Origin of the sequence: Halomonas citrativorans (assembly GCF_900163645.1) — a bacterium.
Taxonomy (GTDB): domain Bacteria; phylum Pseudomonadota; class Gammaproteobacteria; order Pseudomonadales; family Halomonadaceae; genus Vreelandella; species Vreelandella citrativorans.
The window spans coordinates 101,368-121,182 of record NZ_FUKM01000046.1; the positions used below are offsets into that span (position 1 = coordinate 101,368).

Below are 19,815 nucleotides of genomic sequence, written 5' to 3' on the forward strand. Positions count from 1 at the left end.
TTGTGTAAGATACGCCCCGTTGTTGAGCACCGCTCACAACCTTCGGAATATAGCTCAGCTTGGTAGAGCGCTGCCTTCGGGAGGCAGAGGTCGTAGGTTCGAATCCTGCTATTCCGACCAAAAATATATAAAAACGGCCACTTAGCTAATACAGTAAGTGGCCGTTTTTTTTAATCCACACTTCCGCTAGCCTATTCTTCGAGCAGGTCAGGCGCGATGCTGATAACCTCGTTTCTATAGTCATTCAGCGCTTTTTCAAACAGCTCTATCCAAGCAGCGTTGGTAGCAAACGGGCGAATCTGGCGAGTGCGGACAAGAATACTTTCTTGCGTTTCACTAGATCGTAGCTCAAGGGTTGTGGAGATCCGAGTATTCAAGGTAGTTTCCAGTCCCGGAGTGAGCCACCCCCAAAACTCATCGATATAAACATCTATAACCGGACTATTAGCTGCAGCAACTGCTGACTGAGGAAGCACACTGTAACCGGATTCGTTCAGAGCAAGGGCCAAATTGCTACGCACCACGCTATCAACAGTTTGTCCATTCTCCAACAAAACGTCTCCTATCGCATAACCGTATTTATTCTTTTTCCGACCAATCGCTCTTGCTTTGGTCTGGTCGGATGCTTTACTTGCTCCGCCTTTTCCAAGAGAAGGAGTGCTCGGATTAATCGGTGACTCTTCGAAAACTCGCCGATCTATAACTTCTCCTATTACTATGGTCTGCTCTGTACTCGCATATTGGTTTGAATTTGCCTCCGGCAGCGGCAACGCTATTTCGCTACGGTTGAGAGCACAACCAGACAACAGCACTAAACAGAAAACTGCTAAAACCCTTGAGCATCTATTAGTTATCAACTCTTTATTCCCTTAACGTTAGTTTTCATATGAAGCTCGTCTAATAACCTTTGTTATTAGATATGAAAAGCTTCGTCCCTAGGACGAATTATGTCAACTTAGACATAGCTGAACGTCTCTTATTGCTTCATCAACATACGTGTTTAACGATCAACCAGCGCCTCACTCTTCCGGCTTTGCCAAAACAGCCAGTTGGGTCAACCTATTGGCACAGTGTCGCTGTCGATACACCAGCACCAAAATAGTAGCTTGCTAACGACAGTGCTATCATCGGTGCCTTTGTAGATTCAGTTTTTACCCAAGGAAGTCGACCATCAACCGTTTAGCCCATACAAAAGCCGTGCTGCTATTTGCCAGCACCATGACCGTAATGTCGGGTGCGATTATTGCGCCTGCTTTGCCGGGTATCAGCCGCCATTTTTCGGATCAGCCTCAGGTGTTGATTCAACTGATCCTGACGCTTCCTGCGCTGATGATTACGCTGTTCAGCCCGCTAATGGGCTATCTGGCCGACCGGTTTGGGCGCAAACCTCTACTCCTGATGATGTTGTCCATATACGGGCTAGCGGGTGGGGCAGGCTTTTTGATTGATAGCGTGAACCTGTTGTTAGCATCACGGGCGCTGATGGGCATCGCCGTGGCCGGTATTTTAAGTATTAGTACCACGCTGGTCGGCGATTATTTTGATGGCCCCGAGCGGGTGCGCTTTTTGGGTCTGCAAAGTAGCTGCATGGCGCTCGGTGGTGTGGTGTTTATTAATTTGGGTGGTCTGCTCTCCGACTGGAGTTGGCGGGGACCTTTTCTGCTCTACCTGACAGGGGTTTTTCTACTGCCTTATGCCTGGGCGATGCTCAAGGCGCCTAAGCTCCAGAGCAATGAGCAGGCAGGCCACGTTAACGCACCGGTGAGCGTCGACTATGTGCGCACCGGAATTGCCTATTTGGCGGGCATGCTGAGCATGATGATGTTTTATATGTTCCCGGCGCAGCTGCCTTTCTTGCTTTCAGAACAGGGTGAGGTCAGCGGTTTAGCCATCGGTATTGCGCTCTCCACCGCCGCTTTTACCGCCAGCATCGTGTCGTTCTGCTATGGCTACTACAAACCCTTTTTGTCGGTTATGACGATCTATGTGGCGGGCTTTGTATTGGCCGCGCTGGGCTTTCTGGTGGTAGGCCTTACGCAGAGCTATGCCATGGCGATTGTCGGTGCGGCCATTTCGGGGCTTGGCCTGGGCGCTTTTATGCCCAACACCACGGCCTGGCTAATGCGTATTACGCCACAGCGAGTGCGTGGCCGCGTGTTTGGTGGCTTTACCGCCACCTTCTTTCTTGGTCAGTTTATCTCGCCCATTGCGGTCGCCCCTGCGGTTACCTGGCTTGAGTCACTGCGCAACGTCTATACCGGCATGGCCGTGCTCTGCTGCGTGTTGGCGGTGATACTGGTTATCCTGGGCAGGACGCTGCTACGCGCTGACAGCAAGCTTTAAGCGGTAGCAACGTTTTCATACCAAGCCGAGAATCAAGAAGGCGAAAATACCAACCCAATGATGCTGACAAAGATCAACACCGCGCCCAGCACCCGGAAAAACACGCCCGTATCGGCTTTGATGATATAGCGGTGCGCCCGCTCACCCACCAGGTGCCCGGCATACGCGCAGGGCAATAGCCATAGTTGATGGATCAGCTGTAGGTCCACACCGGCAAATACAAACGAGATCATCTTGATCACGACCAGAATGAACCACAGCACAAACATGGTATCGCGCAACTGCTCCTTGGCGACATGTGAGGCAAACACCGCCACAATCAGCGGCGCACCAATCAGCGACGTACCGCTGACATAGCCGCCCAAGGCCAGCAGCACATAGTCGACGTACCTGTTGTTGCTTTGAAACGGCTTATTGAGCACATAGCCAATAGCGTAGACCAGCACGATGCCGAAAATGATGCTGGTCATGATAGTGGCAGGCAGCGTTAACAGGCCCACCACGCCAACCAGCTTGGGGATGATCATGATTTTCAGGGCCTTGCGTAAATAGGCCCAATCAATATTGCTCTGTACCGGCGCGTTGCCACTCTCCCGCTTTATTTGGCGATTACCCTGCCAGGCGATCCAGCTGGAGAAGATCAGCAGATGAATGGCGATAATCGGCAGGAAAAGCAGCGGATCGTTAACGACCAACAGTAGAAACGGCAACGCCAGCACAGCACCGCCAAACCCCAGGCTGGTTCTAACAAAACCGCTCCAGGCAAAAATCAGCCCGATCAACGCATACTGATACCACAACAAATCCGCCATTCACTTGCGTCCCTGGTTATCACGCTGGTTATCAAAATGATGATCCGCCTATCGCCCACCAGCTGGGTAACAGCGCCTGCACGCGGGTGTGGGCAAAGCGATCATCCATTAATACCACAACCCCTTCGTCGTTGGGGCTGCGGATCACTCGCCCGGCGGCTTGTACTACCTTGATCATCCCCGGAATGCGGTAGGTGTAGTCGTCGCCCTTGCCAAACCGCGCTGTGAGGCGCGCTTTAAGCGCTTCGTTGAAAGCATTAAACGGCGGCAGCCCAAGCGTTGCAATAAACGCACCAATCAGTCGGTCGCCGGGCAGGTCGATGCCTTCAGCAAAGGCGCCGCCCAGTACGGCAAAGCCGACCCCCTCCCCACCCGGCGTAAAACGCTGCAAGAACGCTTCCCGCTCGGCTTCACGCATGCCCGGCGTTTGGGCAAATGCAGGGATGTCAGGGTGCTGTTCACAAAACCGCTTAAGCGCGGCATTGAGGTAGGTGAAACTGCTAAAAAATGCCAGGTAGTGGCCCGGCGCCTGCTGATACTGTTGGGACATTTCAGCCACCATCGGCGCAAGCGACGCCTCCCGGTCGCGAAAGCGGGTCGAGATATCCCGGCGAATGCGCACTTCAAGCTGGCGGGCCACAAAGGGCGAGCACACTTCGCGCCATACCGTGTTCGCTGGCAGGCCCAGCAGGTCACGGTAATAATGGGCAGGCGTTAGGGTGGCGGAGAACAGCGCGGTGCTATGCGCAGCGTTGAAGCGCGGCGCTAAAAAGTCCGCCGGTATCAGATTACGCAGCCCAATCAGCGCTTTCCCTCGTCCTTTTAGCGTTACATCACATAGCGAGTGGTCGTCGAAATTTTCTGCCAAGCGGCAAAATGCCAGCGCCTCAAACAGCAGCTCCTGCAACTCATAAGAGATATCTTCGGGGTGCTCGCCCAAGTGGTTGGTGATTGAGGCGGCAGCGTTCTGAAGGGCGCCCACCAGTTTATCGGGCAGCGACTCTAGCAGGTGATAGCCTTCCCGTTCCATATCATCCGGCTTACTTTCGGCGACGTCTTTCACCGCTGCCTGCCACTGCCGGCCCAGGCTTGCCAATGAGCGGCCAAGGGCTTTCGGGGCGCTACGCTTAACGCGGCTAAAATGCTGCTGGTCAAGCTCGGTGCTGTACATGCCGCGTGCCCGCTCAACCAGGTTGTGCGCTTCATCCACCAATAATCCCACTCGCCAATCATTAGCTTGTGCCAAGCCATGCAGCAGCGCATGACGATCAAACCAGTGGTTAACGTCGCCCACAATCACATCGGCCCAGCGCGCCAATTCCTGGCCCAGGTAATAAGGGCAGACGCTGTGAGCAAGCGCCACCTTACGCAGCGCATCGCGATCCCACCAGCTTTCAGCCACGGCGGCCTGGCGTGCAGCGGGCAGGCGGCCATAGAAGCCAGCCGCTAACGGACAGGCATCACCATGGCAGGCGGTTCCCGGGTATTCGCAGGCCTTTTCACGGGCAATGAGTTCCAGCACACGCGGCGCGCTGTTATCAGAATGTTCGGCGGATTGTACAGAAGGGCGAAGCTGAGCCAGGGCGTCCAACGCCAAGCGGCGCCCTGGCGTTTTCATGGTCAGAAAAGCAATGCGATCAAGCTGCTGGCGAGGCATGGCGGTGAGCATGGGAAACAGCGTGCCCAGCGTTTTGCCGATCCCGGTAGGTGCCTGTGCCAGCAGGCAGCGCCCGGTGCTGGCGGCCTTGTAAACATCTTCGGCAAGCTCACGCTGGCCGGGGCGAAACGTGGCATGGGGAAAGCTGAGTTTTGTTAACGCTAAATCACGCGCCTTGCGATGCACCGCTTCCTGTTCGGCCCAGGCAATAAAGCGCTCACACTGGATGATAAAAAACGCCTCAAGCTCGGCTGCCTTGGCATTCTGGTGGAGCAACGTCTCTTTTTCAGTGGCGATATCCAGATACACCAGCGTGAGCGTGACCTCCTCCAACTCGCGCGCTTTGCATAACAGAGCGCCGTAGATCTTCACCTGCGCCCAGTGCAGCGCGCGCTGGTTATCAGCCATGCGCTCAAGGTTACCGCGGTAGGTCTTGACCTCCTCCAAACGGTTTTCGGCAGGATCGTACCCATCGGCGCGTCCGGTGACGGTGAGGCTTTTGTAGATACCGGAAAGCGGCATTTCGGCAATGTAGTCATCGCCTCGGCGGCTGGCGACCAGGGTATGCCCGGCAATGCCTTCCTGAGCGCTGGGCGATGGGGTAAAGCGGTGATCCAGATCGCCCTCTCGGGCGGTAAAATCACACAGTGCGCGAACGGCTATCCGATACTCCGCGGCGCTACTCATAACGTACCTGGCGAGCCAGCCAACCACTGCACGTAACACACCGCAACCGGAATACGATGCTGATGAAAAAACGCCAGCCAGCGGCGCTGATTATCCTGAAGCCGGTCACCAGGGCCTTTCACTTCGATAAGCCGATAGCGAGGCTCATCTGGCGGCGCGTTTGGCAGAAACTGGATCAAGTCGGGCAGCCCTGCCCGGTTGGCTTTAATGTCTTGTAAAAGCCGCCCAAAACAGGCTTTCAAGTGGGCGGCGGGCAGGCACTCAAGCGCCAGCGCTAAAAGCGTTTCGTCCAGCAATGGCCAGTGTACAAAGGGGGACGCTAGGCCATATTTTTGCTGCCAGGTTGTGTGAATCGTCTGCCGGTAGCTGCCATCCTCTAGCTGTGCCAGGCACTCATCGAATAAACCACGCCGCCGGGCGACGAAATCTTCACGATAGAGATCCGCGGGCCCGCTATGAAACGGATGAAAAAACGCCCCTGGCAGAGGAGCAAAGATAGCGGGCCAACAGAGCAGGCCAAACAAGCCGGTGATTAGCATGTTTTCCGCATAGTACACCGGTGCTTCAGGCGTACCGACGTGCTGCCCAACGGCGCGCTCTACCGGCTGAGGGCCGGGAAGCGTTAACTCCCAGCGCGTGTAGACGGGCTCATGCACCGGCGGCTGCGCCTCCATTTTCAACTTTTTACGCAGCCGAGGCAGCAACCGAGCGAGTGCCTGCGCTTCGGTTTCATTGGGCGTAAGTTGCTGGGCATTCATTGCCAGCTCAAATGCCTCCTGATACCTACCCAGCCGCTCCAATACGCGCAGCTGGCGAACGCGGGCTTCACTGCTATCCGCTTGTGCATAAAGTAAAACGGCCTGCTCGGTTTGGCCACTGCGCTCCGCTTCGCGGCCCATCTGCAACAGCACGCGGGCGTGCCGAGTCGCTAACCAGGCGTTAGCGGGTTTGGGCGGTAGCTCACGCTGTAGATGTTCAAGTGACTCGCCCTCTTCAAGACGCTGCCTAAGCCTATGCAAGACGAAGTAAGCATTCACCTCCTCGCGTTTCTGAAAGGCACGTGAGGCGGCGGTAAACGGTACGTTTTCAAACCGCTGAAGCCCAAGCTCCGTCAACACGAACTCCGCCCAGTCCTGACGCAGGTTGCCAAAGAACATCAGCCGCAGCCGGTCGCACACGTCCATTACGTTAAGGCGCACGATGCTGTCCGACACTTCTGGCCACCACTCGGTTAACGGTTTTATCTCGGTGAGCTGGGGCGTTAGCGTGGCCTGGAGTACCGCTTTGCCAGCAGATGCGGGCAGCCCCGCATCGCGTATGGGCGCTTCTAGCGCTAAGCGCAGCTCGGCCAAGCGCAGTTGATGAAACAGCTCGTTCACACTGAGCGCTGGGGTAGCATCCACCCAACCAAGCGACGCCAGGGGCGCGAGAGCATCCGCCGTGTCGCCTATTTCCGGGTAGTTGAGTTTGCCCGGCCGGAACAGCTCGCCCTTGCGCATTACCATGCGAGTAAGCAACGCCTGGGAAGAGCGCGGCAGCGTATTAAAGCGGCTAATAAAGGTGAGTTCGTCGATATGTAGAAGGTCAGCGTGGCGCTCACCCACCCACCCCAGCACGAAGCGAAAGTTCGTCAGGTAGTAGAAGGGATCGTCGAGCGAAGCAGTAACGGAAGTGGCAGAAGCACTGTTCATGCATCCATTGTATCAGCGGGATTTGCCCCGCGTCATGGGCTATTTCAGCCCACGCGGTGCTGCATTAATATCTCAAGTGCGTCATCCACTTCGCCCTGGGAAGCGCTGGAAGTCACGGTGGATTGGGTGGTGGTGCGGGGCTTCGCACTACCACCTACCAGTACGTACCATTCGGCTTCGGTGAGATAGTGCTGACACCAACGACCCAGGCCGTCGGCCACGACTTCACGGCTGCACTTACCACCGCGAAAGGCATGGGCAAGGTAGAGTAAATCCTGCCGGGCGGTGCGCGCACGGGCATTGCCACCATGCACCTTGGAAAGCGGGCAGCGCCGGTCGTAGGCCGCGTTGGTTAACGCATTAAGCCAACGCTCCAATTCATGTCCCTGAATACCGCCGTAAACTGCCACGCCTGCGCTCCCTGCCCGTTAGTGGGGGCGTTAGCCTGCCCTAATATAGGCCAGCTGTCATCTATCTCGCGAGTTTATCTGCTCAAACCCTTGTAGCACATTGACGACGTTGACACCTATTTCTTCAACCGCATAGCCTCCCTCCATTAAAAAGGTAGTGGGTAGACCGGCTTCTGCCAAACGCTTGCCCAAGGCAATAAAGTCATCGCGCTTGAAAGTGAACGCGCTAATAGGGTCGCCTTCGAAGATATCCACACCGAGCGATACAATCAAAAGCTCACACTCATGAGTCTTGATGGCGGAAAGCGCCTGCTCCAGCGTTTTCATCCAGGTGGCCACGCTGGTGCCAGGCGCCATTGGGTAGTTGAGGTTGAAACCCTGCCCTTCGCCCGCACCGGTTTCATCGGCGTACCCTAGATAGTAGGGAAAAGTCACATCAGGGTCGCCATGTAGCGAAGCAAACAGAACGTCGTTACGCGCATAGAAAATCTGTTGGGTGCCGTTGCCATGGTGGAAGTCGACATCCAGCACCGCCACGCGGCGTCGGCCTGCATCCAACGTGCGCTGGGCAGCAATCGCGGCATTATTAAAAAAGCAGTAGCCGCCAAACTGGTCAAATGCAGCGTGGTGCCCCGGTGGGCGGCACAACCCAAAGCTGGGCTCTCCCGTGGCCAAGGTATATTCCACGGCGCCCAATGCAGCATCCTTACTCGCCATGGCCGCTTCAAAGGTGCCTTCACAGATAGAGGTTTCCGCCGCAAGCGCATAGTAGCCAAGCTGGCCACTCACCGAGTGCGGAATTTTATCCTGACGCAGGGTGCGCGCTGGCCAGATATTGGGGATCGCCTCACCGCTATGCCCGGCTGTTTGCCATGCCTGCCAGCAGGTTTCAAGGAAGCTGACGTAACTGGTGTCGTGAACCGCACATACCGGCTCAAGGCCATAGGCGTCAGGAGCGCGCACTTCGAAACCGGCCTGGCGCAGTTGTTCGAGCACCAGGTCAACACGCTCAGGGCACTCAAAGGGGCTGACAAGTGCCCCGTCATGAAGCTCCGTTCGCGCCTGGCGCAAACGACTATCCTCAGAGAAAAACGTAAGCATGTTGGCTCCTGAATAACCGAGAAAGGCGGGCAGGCTCGTATAAAAACGAGCGCTTTAGCTTTACGTTAGCTTAATCCACTTCTATCGAAAGCGGCCAGCGCGTTGCCCAATGACGTTTTTGAACAGAGGTTTGCTGTTTCAACTGATACTCCGCCCGGCTGGCGGCGGCCCTATCTTCAAACGGCTGGGCGCCCAGCAGAGCAACCGGTGGGTTAGCACGGGTATAACGCGCCCCTTTGCCCGCACAGTGGGCGCGATAACGTTTGGCGATATTGTTGGTGATGCCCACATAAGTACCGCGCCGACACTCTAATAAGTAAACATACCAAGGGGTTGAGGGTAACGACATCCCAGCTCCTTAGGGGGATAAATGAGCAATAAAGGTTTCCAGGGCCTCCAATGGCATCGGCTTGGCCAACAGATAGCCTTGGAAAATATCACACTGATAGCCCAGCAGGCGCTGATACTGCTCTTCGGTCTCCACTCCTTCAGCCACGACCTTGAGCCCCAAGTGGTGAGCCATGGAGATAATCCCTTGCACAATCGCCGCATCATCGTAGCTATTGGTGAGTTCATTAATAAAGCTGCGGTCAATTTTCACCGTGCTAATAGGCAGGTCCTTAAGATAACTAAGGCTTGAATAGCCCGTACCAAAATCATCAATCGACACGCCAATATGCATACTGCGCAGGGCATGCAGCGTATCGATCGCGCCTTCAGCGTTATCCGTCAAAATACCTTCGGTCAGTTCCAGACTCAGCTGTTCAGCCGGTAGGCCGGTGGTTAGCAGGGTTTGGCGCAGCGTGGCAAGAAAATTGGAGCGCTGGAACTGGAGCGGTGAAAGGTTAACCGCCACACGTATTTTACCCAGCCCTTGTTGCGCCAGTGACTGCATATCCTGGCAAGCACGTTGGAGTGCCCACTCACTGATCGGAATAATTTGCCCGGTGGTTTCTGCCAGCGGAATAAACCGCGCGGGAGAGATAAAGCCTTTGTCCGGATGCTCCCAACGCAGTAGCGCTTCTACACCGGCAAGCTTTCCTTCCCGATTCATTAACGGCTGGTAATGCAGTGCGAACTCTTCGCGCTCAATGGCTTCCTGGAGATCATTACGCAGCACCATGCGCTCGCTAACCGTATCGGTAAACGCGTGGGTAAACCACTCGTAGGCATTACGCCCTTGCTGCTTGGCCTTGTACATCGCCATATCGGCTTGTTGAATCAGCGTTTGTGGCTGAAGTGTATCTGGCTGGCTCATCGCGATACCGATACTCGCGGTCAGGTAAAGCTCTTGGGATTCAATACGGTAAGGGCGCGCTAACATAGGCAGCAACCGCTCCACCAAATCAACAACGTCAGACTCGTCGTTAATCGCCGTTTGCAGAATAACGAACTCATCCCCGCCCATACGGGCAACCGTATCCTCAGGCCTGACCGCATTGATAAGCCTACGGGCGACTTCGACCAACACCTGATCACCCACTGCATGCCCCAAGTTGTCGTTAATGGGCTTGAAATCATCCAGATCCACAAACAGCACGGCCAGGCGCTTTTTATCCTTACCCAGCCTGGAAAACTGCTTTAACAGCATTTCCTCAAAGAATGTACGGTTAGGCAGGCGGGTCAGGTCATCATGTGAAGCATTGTGAGCCAAACGCGCCTCGTACGCTTTATGCTCGGAAATATCTTGCTGCACGCCTACAAAGTGCGTTACCTGATCGTCCTGGTCGCGTACCGGCGCTATATACAGATCATTCCAGAATAGCGTGCCATCTTTGCGGTAATTGCAGATAGTGACGTTGACGTCTTTCTGCTCATTAATACAAGCACGAATGCGTTGGATAACCACCGGGTCGCTGCCAGGCCCCTGAAGCAGGCGACAGTTTTTACCAATGATTTCCTCCTGGCGATATCCCGTTATTAACGTAAACGCTTTATTGGCATAAACAATGGGCAAATCAGGCTGTCCAGCATCGGCGATCACAATTCCGTTAACGCTGGCTTCCACACTGCGCTCCAGGATACGCAAGCGAGACTCCTGTTGACGGGCAGCCGTCACCTCCTGAGCAATGGCATGCACCCCTTGCACGGTGTTATGCACCACCATCGGCAGGTGAATAATATCCAATTGATGCAAACGACCCGCGCGGTCTTTCAGATTGAGTTCATATCGGTCAATCCCCCCTTGCAGGGCCGTTTCGATATAGGCCTCTACGCGCGTCACATCCTGTTCAGCAATAAAAAAGGTGAACGGCTTGCCGAGCATTTCCTCAACGGAGTAACCGGTCAGCGACGCGCAGGTGGCATTGGCCGTTACAAAGCAGCCCGCCTCATCCAGGGTAAATACCGCATCAGGATGATGGGTAAACAATGAGCGATAGCGCTGTTCGCTCTCCTCCAATGAGCTCCGCACCTGAAAACGCTCAACAGCCAGCGCCATCAAGCCCGCCGCTTTTTCAATTCGCACCGTATCGGCACTGCCTGGGGTGCTGGGCTTTGGGTAGTAAACCGCAATAGTGCCTACTAGTTGGCCCTCGCCACCGTAGACAGGGCTCGACCAACAGGAGGCAAGCCCGGCCTGTTTGGAAACGCCATGATAGCCCCGCCAGCGCTCGTCCTCGGCAATATTAGCGCATATCACCGTTGCCCCCTGGTAGGCGGCACTACCACAAGCGCCATTATTCGCGCTGATCAAAATGCGTTGTATCGCGCTGCGGTAGGCGGCGGGCAGCCGGTCTCCCGCGATGAATTCCAGGTGAGTACCTGTATCGTTAGCCAACATGACAGAACAGAGTGCCGAAGGTAACTCGCGCTCCAACATAAGACACAGACTTTCCAGCGTTTCCTTTAGGGGCCGCTCTTGGGCAATCATGTGCTGAATCGCCTGCTGGTCTTCCAATGACTGACGCGTCTGAGCAAGCTCGCGGGCACGAGAAACACTGACGCTCACAACGCCAAGACTAAAAGCCAACAAACCACTAAGCAGCAAGCTGCCTAACGCAACCGCAAACGACAGCAGGTTCAATTGATGCCAGTTGTACTGGTTACCTGGGTAGGCATAAAGCGCCAGGTTAATGCCGCCGGGCAAGCCGATATAGCGTGACGCCAGCGCGAGCTCTGGCGTTTCCATACGGTCGGCAGCAAAACCAGCGGGGTGTAGCTTCATCAGCGGCATGTCATCACGATTCACTCTCACCTGGAAAGGGCCCACCTCAAGGCGCAACTCGTTTTCCAACATGGTGGCCAGGTTAAAACTGGCGAATAGGTAATGATTGTTAGCGGGAACCGGGATAACAAATATTGCTTCGTGGGGTCGGCTGGTATCCGTCATCAACATCCTTGGACGACCAAGCGGAATTTGCATCCAGGCACGTGTTTGCTCTTCCGCCAACTGCTGATGTAGCCATCGCTCCATTTCAACCGTCCGCCCCACTCCCCACTCCCAGGACAACTGCTGCTGATCAACTATCGCAATGGCGCTAATACTGGGGATGTCCCGCAGGTAGTGTTGTGCGTCATTATCCAGCAGGTTCACATCCCAGTCTGTGCCCATGGCGTTCAGCCGCTCCGCCATTCGTTGCATTAATCGCAAGCGGTCTTGTGTTGCCCGCTCGATATTGAGTTGAACGTTATCCAATAGATAGGCGGCTTGCTGTTGCAGCGACGTTTGTTGATAGGCGTTTAACAATAGCCAGATAAAACAACTGATCGTAACGCCCCATAGCGAGGCGACGACGGTCACCCGGCCTGGATTTAGACGTTGCGGCTTACCCCGTAAGCCTGCTGCCAGCATGGCGGTACCTAAAAAGCAGATAATGACCAATGCGGTCATGGGCGACGATGAAAAGAGAGGAGAAGCACCGCTTAGCGCAAGCCATAGCGTTCCAATCACAAAAAGGGCAAGCCCCCACAGGCTCAGCCCACCGGCTATCCATAACCAGCGCCGCCATGCGGTAGAAAGCCCCACCCAAAAGCACACCCCAATCATTAAAAAAAAGCCTGCCGACAAGCTGGTGATACGCGGCCCATTGCTGAGCCATGAGTCGCCTCGGCCGCCTTCCAGGCTATTATGTACCAAGGTGTAAGTGATGACCGAAAACAGAGATAAAATGCTGATAACTTTTGTTTTTTTCCATCCCTGGAGCGTCGCCAGCAGCGCCATACCGACCAGCAGAGTGATCAGTGCTCCATCCGGCACTAGCGTTGCAAAAAATGGCCGTGTCGGCACACTGAGACCTACCACTACCCCGACGACTCCCATGCAAACGAGGGTTGCCGATATCATAAGTAGCAGGGTTTCCAACGCCAATTGGCGCGTATTTATCCGCATGATTCTACGCCCCATCAGGCCTTGGCATTGATATCTTTCATCGTCCAAAGTGTACCCGTTCTGTGAGTGATACCAGCTCATTAAATTGCTCATCCAAATAGTCGCGATAAGTGCTCAGCGACCGATAATCAATTAATGAGCCATACTCATGTGTAATCCGATGACGTAATGGCTCGCTGGCAAGCGCGTAAGCTAATGCATCGTTCAAAACGGCAAGCTCTCCCGGCGATGTTCCTGCAGGCGCAAACACACCTCGGTCGCTCGTATGGACCAGATCAATTCCCTGCTCACGAAGCGTAAGAACGTCAGGCAACCCAGAGAGTCGCTCACTCCCCGCTACGGCCAGTGGCACCAAGGCACCCGAGACAAAAAGAGTGCCCGCCGAGGGCAGATTAAGCATGGCGAAATCAATTTCTCTAGCCACCAAAGCTTCTACCTCAGAGGCCGTATCAGGAAAATGAACCAACTGTACATCCGAGAGCGAGATACCGCTTTGTTCAAAAAACTGCAGCCAGAACAAGTGGTCGGTGGAGTTAGCGATAACGCCAAACTTGAGCGGGGCTGAGGAAGTCTGCACTAACGCGTCAATATCACTGGCTTGTTGAGCCGCATGCCCTGCATACGTGGCGGGAATATTAATCGTGCGAACCAGCAGTGACACCGGCGCAAAGTCAGCGTGGGAAAACGAAGCGAGCCCTGCCAGGTATGAAAGATCAATCGTTTGATGACTACCGAGCAACGTATAACCGTCGGGCGAGGCATTTTTGACATACTGAGCGCCCCACATGGCTTCACGACCGGGCATATTAACCACAAGCACAGGCTGGTCTAGATAAATTTGTGCCGTGCCAAAAATATCCCGAAACAACACATCGGTTGCCCCTCCTAAACCAAAGGGAATGACAACGGTAATTTCTCTATCCGGGTACCGATTTTCAGCAAATGCGAGCGCCGTTCCCCACAATAACAACCCACTGACAAACCCTAATGTGATGCAATAGCGAGCTAGTCCCCTGCCACTATACGCCATGACATCAACCCCTCGTTTTTATTAGTTAACGCATAGCTACTCTTTGCAACATAGCTTTAATTTTCGGCCGCTACCACAAAAGCAGGGGTCGTTACGCCGCGGCTTGAGACGCACGACCTCTGGCGTCCCATCCACGTACCACCACCGGCTCTGCTCAAACACGAAACGCGAGTTTTCTTCAAGCATGTGCCAGCGGCCACGCTCTTTGAAATAAGCGCGAAAGTGAACATAGCCTTTATCGGCGTTGGAGGGCGTCTCTTCAGATGCTGCTTTAACAATGATGAGAGATTTCCACTCGGTGTTAAGGTCCGGTGATAGCGCTTCCGGGCGAGTGCTCACGTGCCAAGTGGCAAGCACGTAGTCGCATAGATTCAGCGCAAAGGCACTGTAGCGAGAGCGCATTAGCGCTTCCGGGGTAGGGGCTGGCGCGCCATCGTGGTAACGGCCACAGCATACGTCAGTCGACAATCCTGTACCGCAAGGGCAACTTTTTTCAATTAGAGACATCATAGAAAGGCTCATATATCACGGTCACTTAAGCCTAACCGATAATCCTTAAAACCGTCCTACACATGGCCTATGTTTTAGTTCGATTTTGGCCTCATGTTAAGCGTATAGTGGCTGAGCAAGATTTTTTTGGCTTACGGAGTACGAAACACGACCCAATATTCTTTCCAAATGCAGCGGAGGTTCTCATGAAGGTCTACAAACCCGAATGGCAGTGCACGTTTAGCGTAAACGAAGGCGCAGAAGAATCAGCTAACTGGAAAGAGCGAGTCGCCTGGCGACTGCGCGCGATAGCCGACCGTTTGGACGGTGTTGGTCGTACGTTTAAGGTTAATTGCAATGTGACCCCTCAGGTAAGCCGTGAGGAGGTAGATACCTGCCTTGGCAAAGGGTTTGAAGTCACCCAGCAGCTATTGACCCAACTGGCGCACCAGCAGGCGTGTGAAGATGTAATGCGCAATGCCAAAGCCGAGCTTTTCGAGCAGAACCACCAGCATCATTAACGTGGAGGAGGCTCCCACCCGTTGAGCGGGTGGGTTGAAATGCGTCCATTCACACCGTTTTCAAACACGTTCCCAGCTACCTTTCCCCACGACGTTTCCAAGTGCTTGTCTAATCAGCGTGATAGGGTTGGTGTAGCGCGTCTCCCAAACGGCCCATAAACGCCAGGCACGCCTCAAGTTCGCTTTTCTCAATATACTCATCCGGCTGATGCGCTTGAGCGATACTGCCCGGGCCCAGAATAATCGTTTGCAACCCTTGGCCTTGAAACTGCCCCGCCTCGGTGGCGTAGGCCACTGCGTGATTGCAGCAGGTATCGGGCAGGTGGTCTTTAGCCAAGCTCAGTACGGCGTGGTTATCTCGGTCGGCCAGGCCTGGCACCGTTACATTCAGCGGCTCGGTCACAATCTGTACGTCCTTGCCACGCGCCCTTAGCTCGGCACTTAACGTATCGGCATACGCTTCAAAACGAGCGAATACCTCATCAAACGTCTCGGTGGGCAGGTGGCGTATTTCCCACTCGAACTGACACTCACGCGCCATGATATTGATCGCCGTACCGCCCTTGATCTTGCCAACGTGGAGGCTGGTGTGGGGTACGTTGAACGCCTCATCCACTTTGCCCTCTTTCACCAACGCCGCCATGGTGTCTTCGATAAAGGTAACCAAGCGTGCTGCTACATGTATGGCCGAAGTGCCCTGATTGACCTGGCTGCTGTGCGCTTCGCGCCCTACGACGGTGGTACGCAGATTGGTGGCGCCCTTCTGGGCCACGACGGGCTGCATGCTGGTCGGCTCACCGACAATGACATGCGCGGTGGTTGAGTAGTGCTCGTAGAAGCGCTTGATCAGCGCAGGCGCACCGACACAGCCAACCTCCTCGTCATAGGAAAAACCAAAATAGACCGGCTGCTGCAAGGACGCCTTCACCCACGTGGGCACCATGGCAAGAGCGCAGGCAATGAAGCCTTTCATATCACAGGTGCCACGCCCGTAAAGCTTACCGTCCTGGCCGTCATGCAGGGCGAAAGGATCTGTCGACCAAGGCTGGCCTTCCACCGGCACCACATCGGTATGGCCGGAGAGCATCACCCCACCCGGCGCGTCAGGGCCTATACGGGCAATCAAGTTCGCCTTGGTGCCGCAGGGGCTCATCACCCGTTCGGAGGCGACGCCGTACTCTTCAAGATAAGCTTCGACAAACTCGATCAGCGCCAGGTTAGAGCCACGGGAGGTAGTATCGAAAGAGACCAGTTTGGTTAATAGCGCTATTGCGTCACTCATACGACTCTCATTGGTTATGCACATTGTCTCAACCCTATCATCGCCCTCGCAGAGCGCCTACTACCAACGCCCTTGGATAAAACCCAAAGCCTTTATAAAACCTTGGTCCAGTTAGCATTCATCAAAATGTCATCTACACTCATTATTGTTCAGTGCACCCACAAATCTTAAAAAACGCATTGTGCCACCTGGCTCGCGCCAGGCCCAAAAGGAGCTTACATGTCTCGTTTTATGTTACGCGCGTTATCTACCGGTATCACCGCGGCTACGCTGAGTGTTTCCGCCCACGCCGCTACCGAGATCACCTGGTGGCACTCCATGGGCGGCGAGCTGGGCGAGCGCTTGAGCGCGCTTGCCGAAGACTTCAATGCCACTCAGGATGAGTACCGTGTTACGCCCTCCTACCGGGGTGAGTACGAACAAACCATGGTTAACACCATTGCCGCTTTCCGCGCAGGCGAGCAGCCTCACATCGTACAAATTTACGAAGTGGGCACCGGCACCATGATGGCCGCCCAAGGCGCTATCTATCCGGTATTTGAGCTGATGGAAGAGCACGGCAACACCTTTGACCCGGCTGATTATCTGCCTGTGGTAACCGGTTATTACACCGACACCAACGGCAATATGCTCTCCATGCCGTTCAACTCGTCCACGCCAATCCTTTACTACAACAAAACCATTTTTGAAGCGGCTGGCCTCGACCCTGAATCACCGCCTACTACGTGGGCTGAGATGGGCGAGATGGGCCAACAGATTGTCGATGAAGGCGCAGCCTCTTGCGGCTTCACCATGGCCTATGCGGCCAACTGGGTCGGCCTTGAGAACTTCTCAGCGCTGCACAATCAGTCCATCGGCACCCAGGAAAACGGCTTCGGCGGGATGGATACCGAGTTTGCCTTTAACGGCGACGTACAGGCGCGCTTTTGGGATCAGTTGAAAGAGTGGTCGGATAGCGGCGTCTACAGCTACGCAGGCCCAGCAAACGGCCCGGACGCGGCACCTTCGTTCTATTCCAGCGACTGCGCGATGTACATGAACTCGTCAGCATCACGCGCCGATGTGTTGGCTAACTCCGACTTCGACGTAGGCTTTGGCATGCTGCCCTACTACGACGACGTAGACGGTGCACCGCAAAACTCAATCATCGGCGGCGCGACTCTGTGGGTGCTTTCCGGCCATGAAGACGACGAGTACACCGGCGTTGCTGAATTCCTTGAGTACCTCTCCTTGCCTGACGTTCAGGCCGAGTGGCACCAGGGCACCGGCTACCTGCCGATTACCACTGCCGCTTATGAGCTGAGCCAAGAGCAGGGTTACTACGATGAGAACCCAGGCGCGGATATCGCTATTGAGCAGATCAACTTGAACGAGCCGACGGAAAACTCCAAAGGCCTGCGCTTTGGTAACTACCCCCAAGTGCGCATGGTTCTGGATGAAGAGTTCCAAGCCGTGCTGGCGGGCAACAAGAGCGGCCAGCAGGCCCTGGATGACGCGGCAAGCCGCGGCAATCAGATCCTGCGCGACTTTGAGGCAGCCAATAACTAAGCGCTTCTCGTTACTTGTCAACAAACCCCGGCTTTTATAGCCGGGGTTTGTTATAGGAGCCATCCCATACGCCCAAGTCACCGGGGCCTATGGGATGGCTTACTTCCTGGCAGCTGAGCACAGCGGCCAGCCGCACCAACGCCCGTACGACAGGATGTGTCATGCAGACCAAACGTTCCACCTATCAAAACCGGTGGCTCCCTTTCTTACTGTTAGCGCCGCAGTTGGCGATTACGCTGGTGTTTTTTATCTGGCCGGCAAGCCAGGCGGTTAAATCGAGCTTCGAGCGCACCGATGCATTCGGCTTTAAAACAACGTTTGTCGGTCTGGAGAACTATGCACGCGTTCTGGCCGACCCCAGCTACCTGAACGCGCTGGGGCGCACCGCGATTTTTTCCGTCTCGGTGACGGTGCTTTCCATGAGCCTGGCGCTTTTACTGGCCGTTTGCGTCAACCGTGTGCTGAAGAGCGCCAAGTTCTACACCACGCTTCTGGTATGGCCCTACGCCGTCGCCCCAGTGGTAGCAGGTGTATTGTGGTGGTTTCTGTTCAACCCCACCATCGGCCTCCTGCCGCATCTGCTCGACTGGTTCGGTATCAGCTGGAATCACCGCGTTTCGGGCACTCAAGCAATGATTTTGATCACCATTGCCGCCGCTTGGAAGCAGATCTCCTATAACTTTTTGTTTTTCCTGGCAGGGCTGCAGTCGGTTCCGCAGTCGCTCATGGAGGCAGCAGCCATTGATGGCGCGGGCCCCTTTAAGCGCTTTTGGACCATCGTGCTCCCGCTTCTATCGCCCACCACCTTCTTCCTACTGATCATCAACATCAACTACGTGATGTTCGACACCTTCGGGGTGATCGATGCCACCACCGCTGGCGGACCTGGCCAAGCCACCATGACATTGGTCTACAAGGTCTACACCGATGGCGTAGCGGGACTGAATATAGGCTCCTCATCCGCCCAGTCGGTCATGTTGATGGGCATCGTGATTATCTTGACGTTTATCCAGTTCCGATACGTGGAACGCCGGGTCAACTACTAGTGCGTTAAGGAAGTAAACATGGTTGAAAACAGACCCTTTCTAAATATTCTGACCCACCTGGTGCTTATCGCAGGCGTATTGGTGGTGGCATTTCCGGTATACGTGGCCTTTATCGCCTCAACCCACGAATCCAGCGCCTTCGTGCGTGGAGTGCTGCCGCTGCTTCCCGGCGACAACATGTTTGAATCCTACCGACAGATGCTCAGCTCCGGTTGGCAGGTAGGCGGCACGCCGCCGGTCTGGCTGATGCTGGGTAACTCGCTGATCATGGCGCTGACAATCGCGATCGGTAAGATCGCCATTTCGATTCTTTCCGCCTTTGCGATTGTCTATTTCCGCTTCCCGTTTCGCATGCTGGCGTTCTGGATCATTTTCATCACCCTGATGCTACCGGTCGAAGTTCGTATCATCCCCACCTACGCCGTTGTGGCCAATCTGGGCATGCTGAACTCCTATGCAGGGCTTACGCTTCCGCTGATTGCCTCGGCGACCGCGACCTTCCTGTTCCGTCAGTTTTTCATGACCGTGCCCGAAGAGCTGATGGAAGCCAGCCGGGTAGATGGCGCCGGGCCGATGAAGTTCTTCAAGGACATATTGCTGCCGGTATCAATCACCAATATCGCCGCTCTCTTCGTGATCATGTTTATTTACGGCTGGGTGCAGTACCTGTGGCCACTGCTGGTCACCACCGACGAAGACTTCTACACCATCGTGCTGGGCATCAAGCGCCTGATGGCCTCGTCCGACCGCGTACCCGCCTGGAACCTCATTATGGCGACCGTCACGCTTGCCATGCTGCCGCCGGTATTAGTGGTGCTGTTTATGCAAAAACTGTTCGTGAAAGGCCTGACCGAGACGGAGAAATAAG

The 19,815-nt window shown here is 55.0% G+C and carries 17 protein-coding genes and 1 tRNA gene; 6 read left to right on the forward strand and 12 right to left on the reverse strand.

What is annotated here, in order from left to right; genetic code table 11:
• The first annotated feature begins 43 nt into the window (after positions 1 to 43).
• Positions 44 to 120 (forward strand) — tRNA-Pro (locus CZ787_RS10265).
• A gap of 71 nt (positions 121 to 191) precedes the next feature.
• Here CZ787_RS10265 and CZ787_RS18700 read toward each other — a convergent pair.
• Positions 192 to 770: a flagellar biosynthesis protein gene (locus CZ787_RS18700; protein WP_140398984.1), complete on the reverse strand. Its 579-nt coding sequence runs from the start codon at positions 768 to 770 to the stop codon at positions 192 to 194.
• A 427-nt stretch (positions 771 to 1,197) separates the two neighbouring features.
• On the opposite strand from CZ787_RS18700, the gene CZ787_RS10275 reads away from it, so the two are divergent.
• Positions 1,198 to 2,343, forward strand: coding sequence for an MFS transporter (locus CZ787_RS10275; RefSeq protein WP_254908607.1), 1,146 nt, complete (start codon positions 1,198 to 1,200; stop codon positions 2,341 to 2,343).
• Between the two features lie 32 nt (positions 2,344 to 2,375).
• On the opposite strand, the gene CZ787_RS10280 is transcribed toward CZ787_RS10275, so the two are convergent.
• The 9 genes from CZ787_RS10280 to CZ787_RS10320 all read right to left on the reverse strand — a co-directional run bounded on the left by CZ787_RS10280 (position 2,376) and on the right by CZ787_RS10320 (position 14,571).
• Complete coding sequence (locus tag CZ787_RS10280; protein WP_087108819.1) at positions 2,376 to 3,155, reverse strand: sulfite exporter TauE/SafE family protein; 780 nt, start codon at positions 3,153 to 3,155, stop codon at positions 2,376 to 2,378.
• A 31-nt stretch (positions 3,156 to 3,186) separates the two neighbouring features.
• On the reverse strand, positions 3,187 to 5,499 hold the full coding sequence (locus tag CZ787_RS10285; RefSeq protein WP_087108821.1) for an ATP-dependent DNA helicase: 2,313 nt from the start codon (positions 5,497 to 5,499) through the stop codon (positions 3,187 to 3,189).
• Complete coding sequence (locus CZ787_RS10290; RefSeq protein ID WP_087108823.1) at positions 5,496 to 7,190, reverse strand: VRR-NUC domain-containing protein; 1,695 nt, start codon at positions 7,188 to 7,190, stop codon at positions 5,496 to 5,498. The genes CZ787_RS10285 and CZ787_RS10290 overlap by 4 nt, the downstream gene beginning before the upstream one ends.
• 44 nt (positions 7,191 to 7,234) lie before the next feature.
• The gene (locus CZ787_RS10295; protein WP_087108825.1) at positions 7,235 to 7,600 is read right to left on the reverse strand and encodes a hypothetical protein; all 366 of its coding nucleotides are present in this window, start codon (positions 7,598 to 7,600) and stop codon (positions 7,235 to 7,237) included.
• Positions 7,601 to 7,657: 57 nt separating this feature from the next.
• On the reverse strand, positions 7,658 to 8,701 hold the full coding sequence (locus CZ787_RS10300) for a histone deacetylase family protein (protein ID WP_087108827.1): 1,044 nt from the start codon (positions 8,699 to 8,701) through the stop codon (positions 7,658 to 7,660).
• Positions 8,702 to 8,771: 70 nt separating this feature from the next.
• Entirely contained in the window at positions 8,772 to 9,050 is a 279-nt protein-coding gene (locus tag CZ787_RS10305) for a GIY-YIG nuclease family protein (RefSeq protein WP_087108829.1), read from the reverse strand.
• Positions 9,051 to 9,059: 9 nt separating this feature from the next.
• Positions 9,060 to 13,031, reverse strand: a complete 3,972-nt coding sequence (locus CZ787_RS19090) for an EAL domain-containing protein (RefSeq protein ID WP_254908608.1) — start codon at positions 13,029 to 13,031, stop codon at positions 9,060 to 9,062.
• Positions 13,032 to 13,068: 37 nt separating this feature from the next.
• Positions 13,069 to 14,061 (reverse strand): tripartite tricarboxylate transporter substrate binding protein, encoded by a 993-nt coding sequence (locus tag CZ787_RS10315; protein ID WP_087108833.1) that lies wholly within the window; start codon positions 14,059 to 14,061, stop codon positions 13,069 to 13,071.
• Between the two features lie 36 nt (positions 14,062 to 14,097).
• The gene (locus CZ787_RS10320; protein ID WP_087108835.1) at positions 14,098 to 14,571 is read right to left on the reverse strand and encodes a YchJ family protein; all 474 of its coding nucleotides are present in this window, start codon (positions 14,569 to 14,571) and stop codon (positions 14,098 to 14,100) included.
• Positions 14,572 to 14,756: 185 nt separating this feature from the next.
• Here CZ787_RS10320 and CZ787_RS10325 point away from each other — a divergent pair, with 185 nt between their 5' ends.
• The gene (locus CZ787_RS10325) at positions 14,757 to 15,071 is read left to right on the forward strand and encodes a hypothetical protein (protein WP_087108837.1); all 315 of its coding nucleotides are present in this window, start codon (positions 14,757 to 14,759) and stop codon (positions 15,069 to 15,071) included.
• A 109-nt stretch (positions 15,072 to 15,180) separates the two neighbouring features.
• Here CZ787_RS10325 and argE read toward each other — a convergent pair whose 3' ends face one another.
• Positions 15,181 to 16,353, reverse strand: coding sequence for an acetylornithine deacetylase (gene argE, locus CZ787_RS10330; protein WP_087108839.1), 1,173 nt, complete (start codon positions 16,351 to 16,353; stop codon positions 15,181 to 15,183).
• 219 nt (positions 16,354 to 16,572) lie between these two features.
• On the opposite strand from argE, the gene ugpB reads away from it, so the two are divergent.
• A complete protein-coding gene (gene ugpB, locus CZ787_RS10335) occupies positions 16,573 to 17,901 on the forward strand; it encodes a sn-glycerol-3-phosphate ABC transporter substrate-binding protein UgpB (RefSeq protein ID WP_087108841.1) in 1,329 nt (442 codons plus the stop codon).
• 34 nt (positions 17,902 to 17,935) lie between these two features.
• Here the strand turns inward: ugpB and CZ787_RS19095 are convergent, their stop codons facing one another.
• Positions 17,936 to 18,064 (reverse strand): hypothetical protein, encoded by a 129-nt coding sequence (locus CZ787_RS19095; protein ID WP_254908609.1) that lies wholly within the window; start codon positions 18,062 to 18,064, stop codon positions 17,936 to 17,938.
• On the opposite strand from CZ787_RS19095, the gene ugpA reads away from it, so the two are divergent.
• The gene (ugpA, locus tag CZ787_RS10340) at positions 18,063 to 18,947 is read left to right on the forward strand and encodes a sn-glycerol-3-phosphate ABC transporter permease UgpA (protein ID WP_087108843.1); all 885 of its coding nucleotides are present in this window, start codon (positions 18,063 to 18,065) and stop codon (positions 18,945 to 18,947) included. The two genes, CZ787_RS19095 and ugpA, sit on opposite strands and share 2 nt — an antisense overlap.
• Positions 18,948 to 18,965: 18 nt before the next feature.
• Entirely contained in the window at positions 18,966 to 19,814 is an 849-nt protein-coding gene (gene ugpE / locus CZ787_RS10345) for a sn-glycerol-3-phosphate ABC transporter permease UgpE (protein WP_087108845.1), read from the forward strand.
• The last annotated feature ends 1 nt before the right edge of the window (position 19,815 follow it).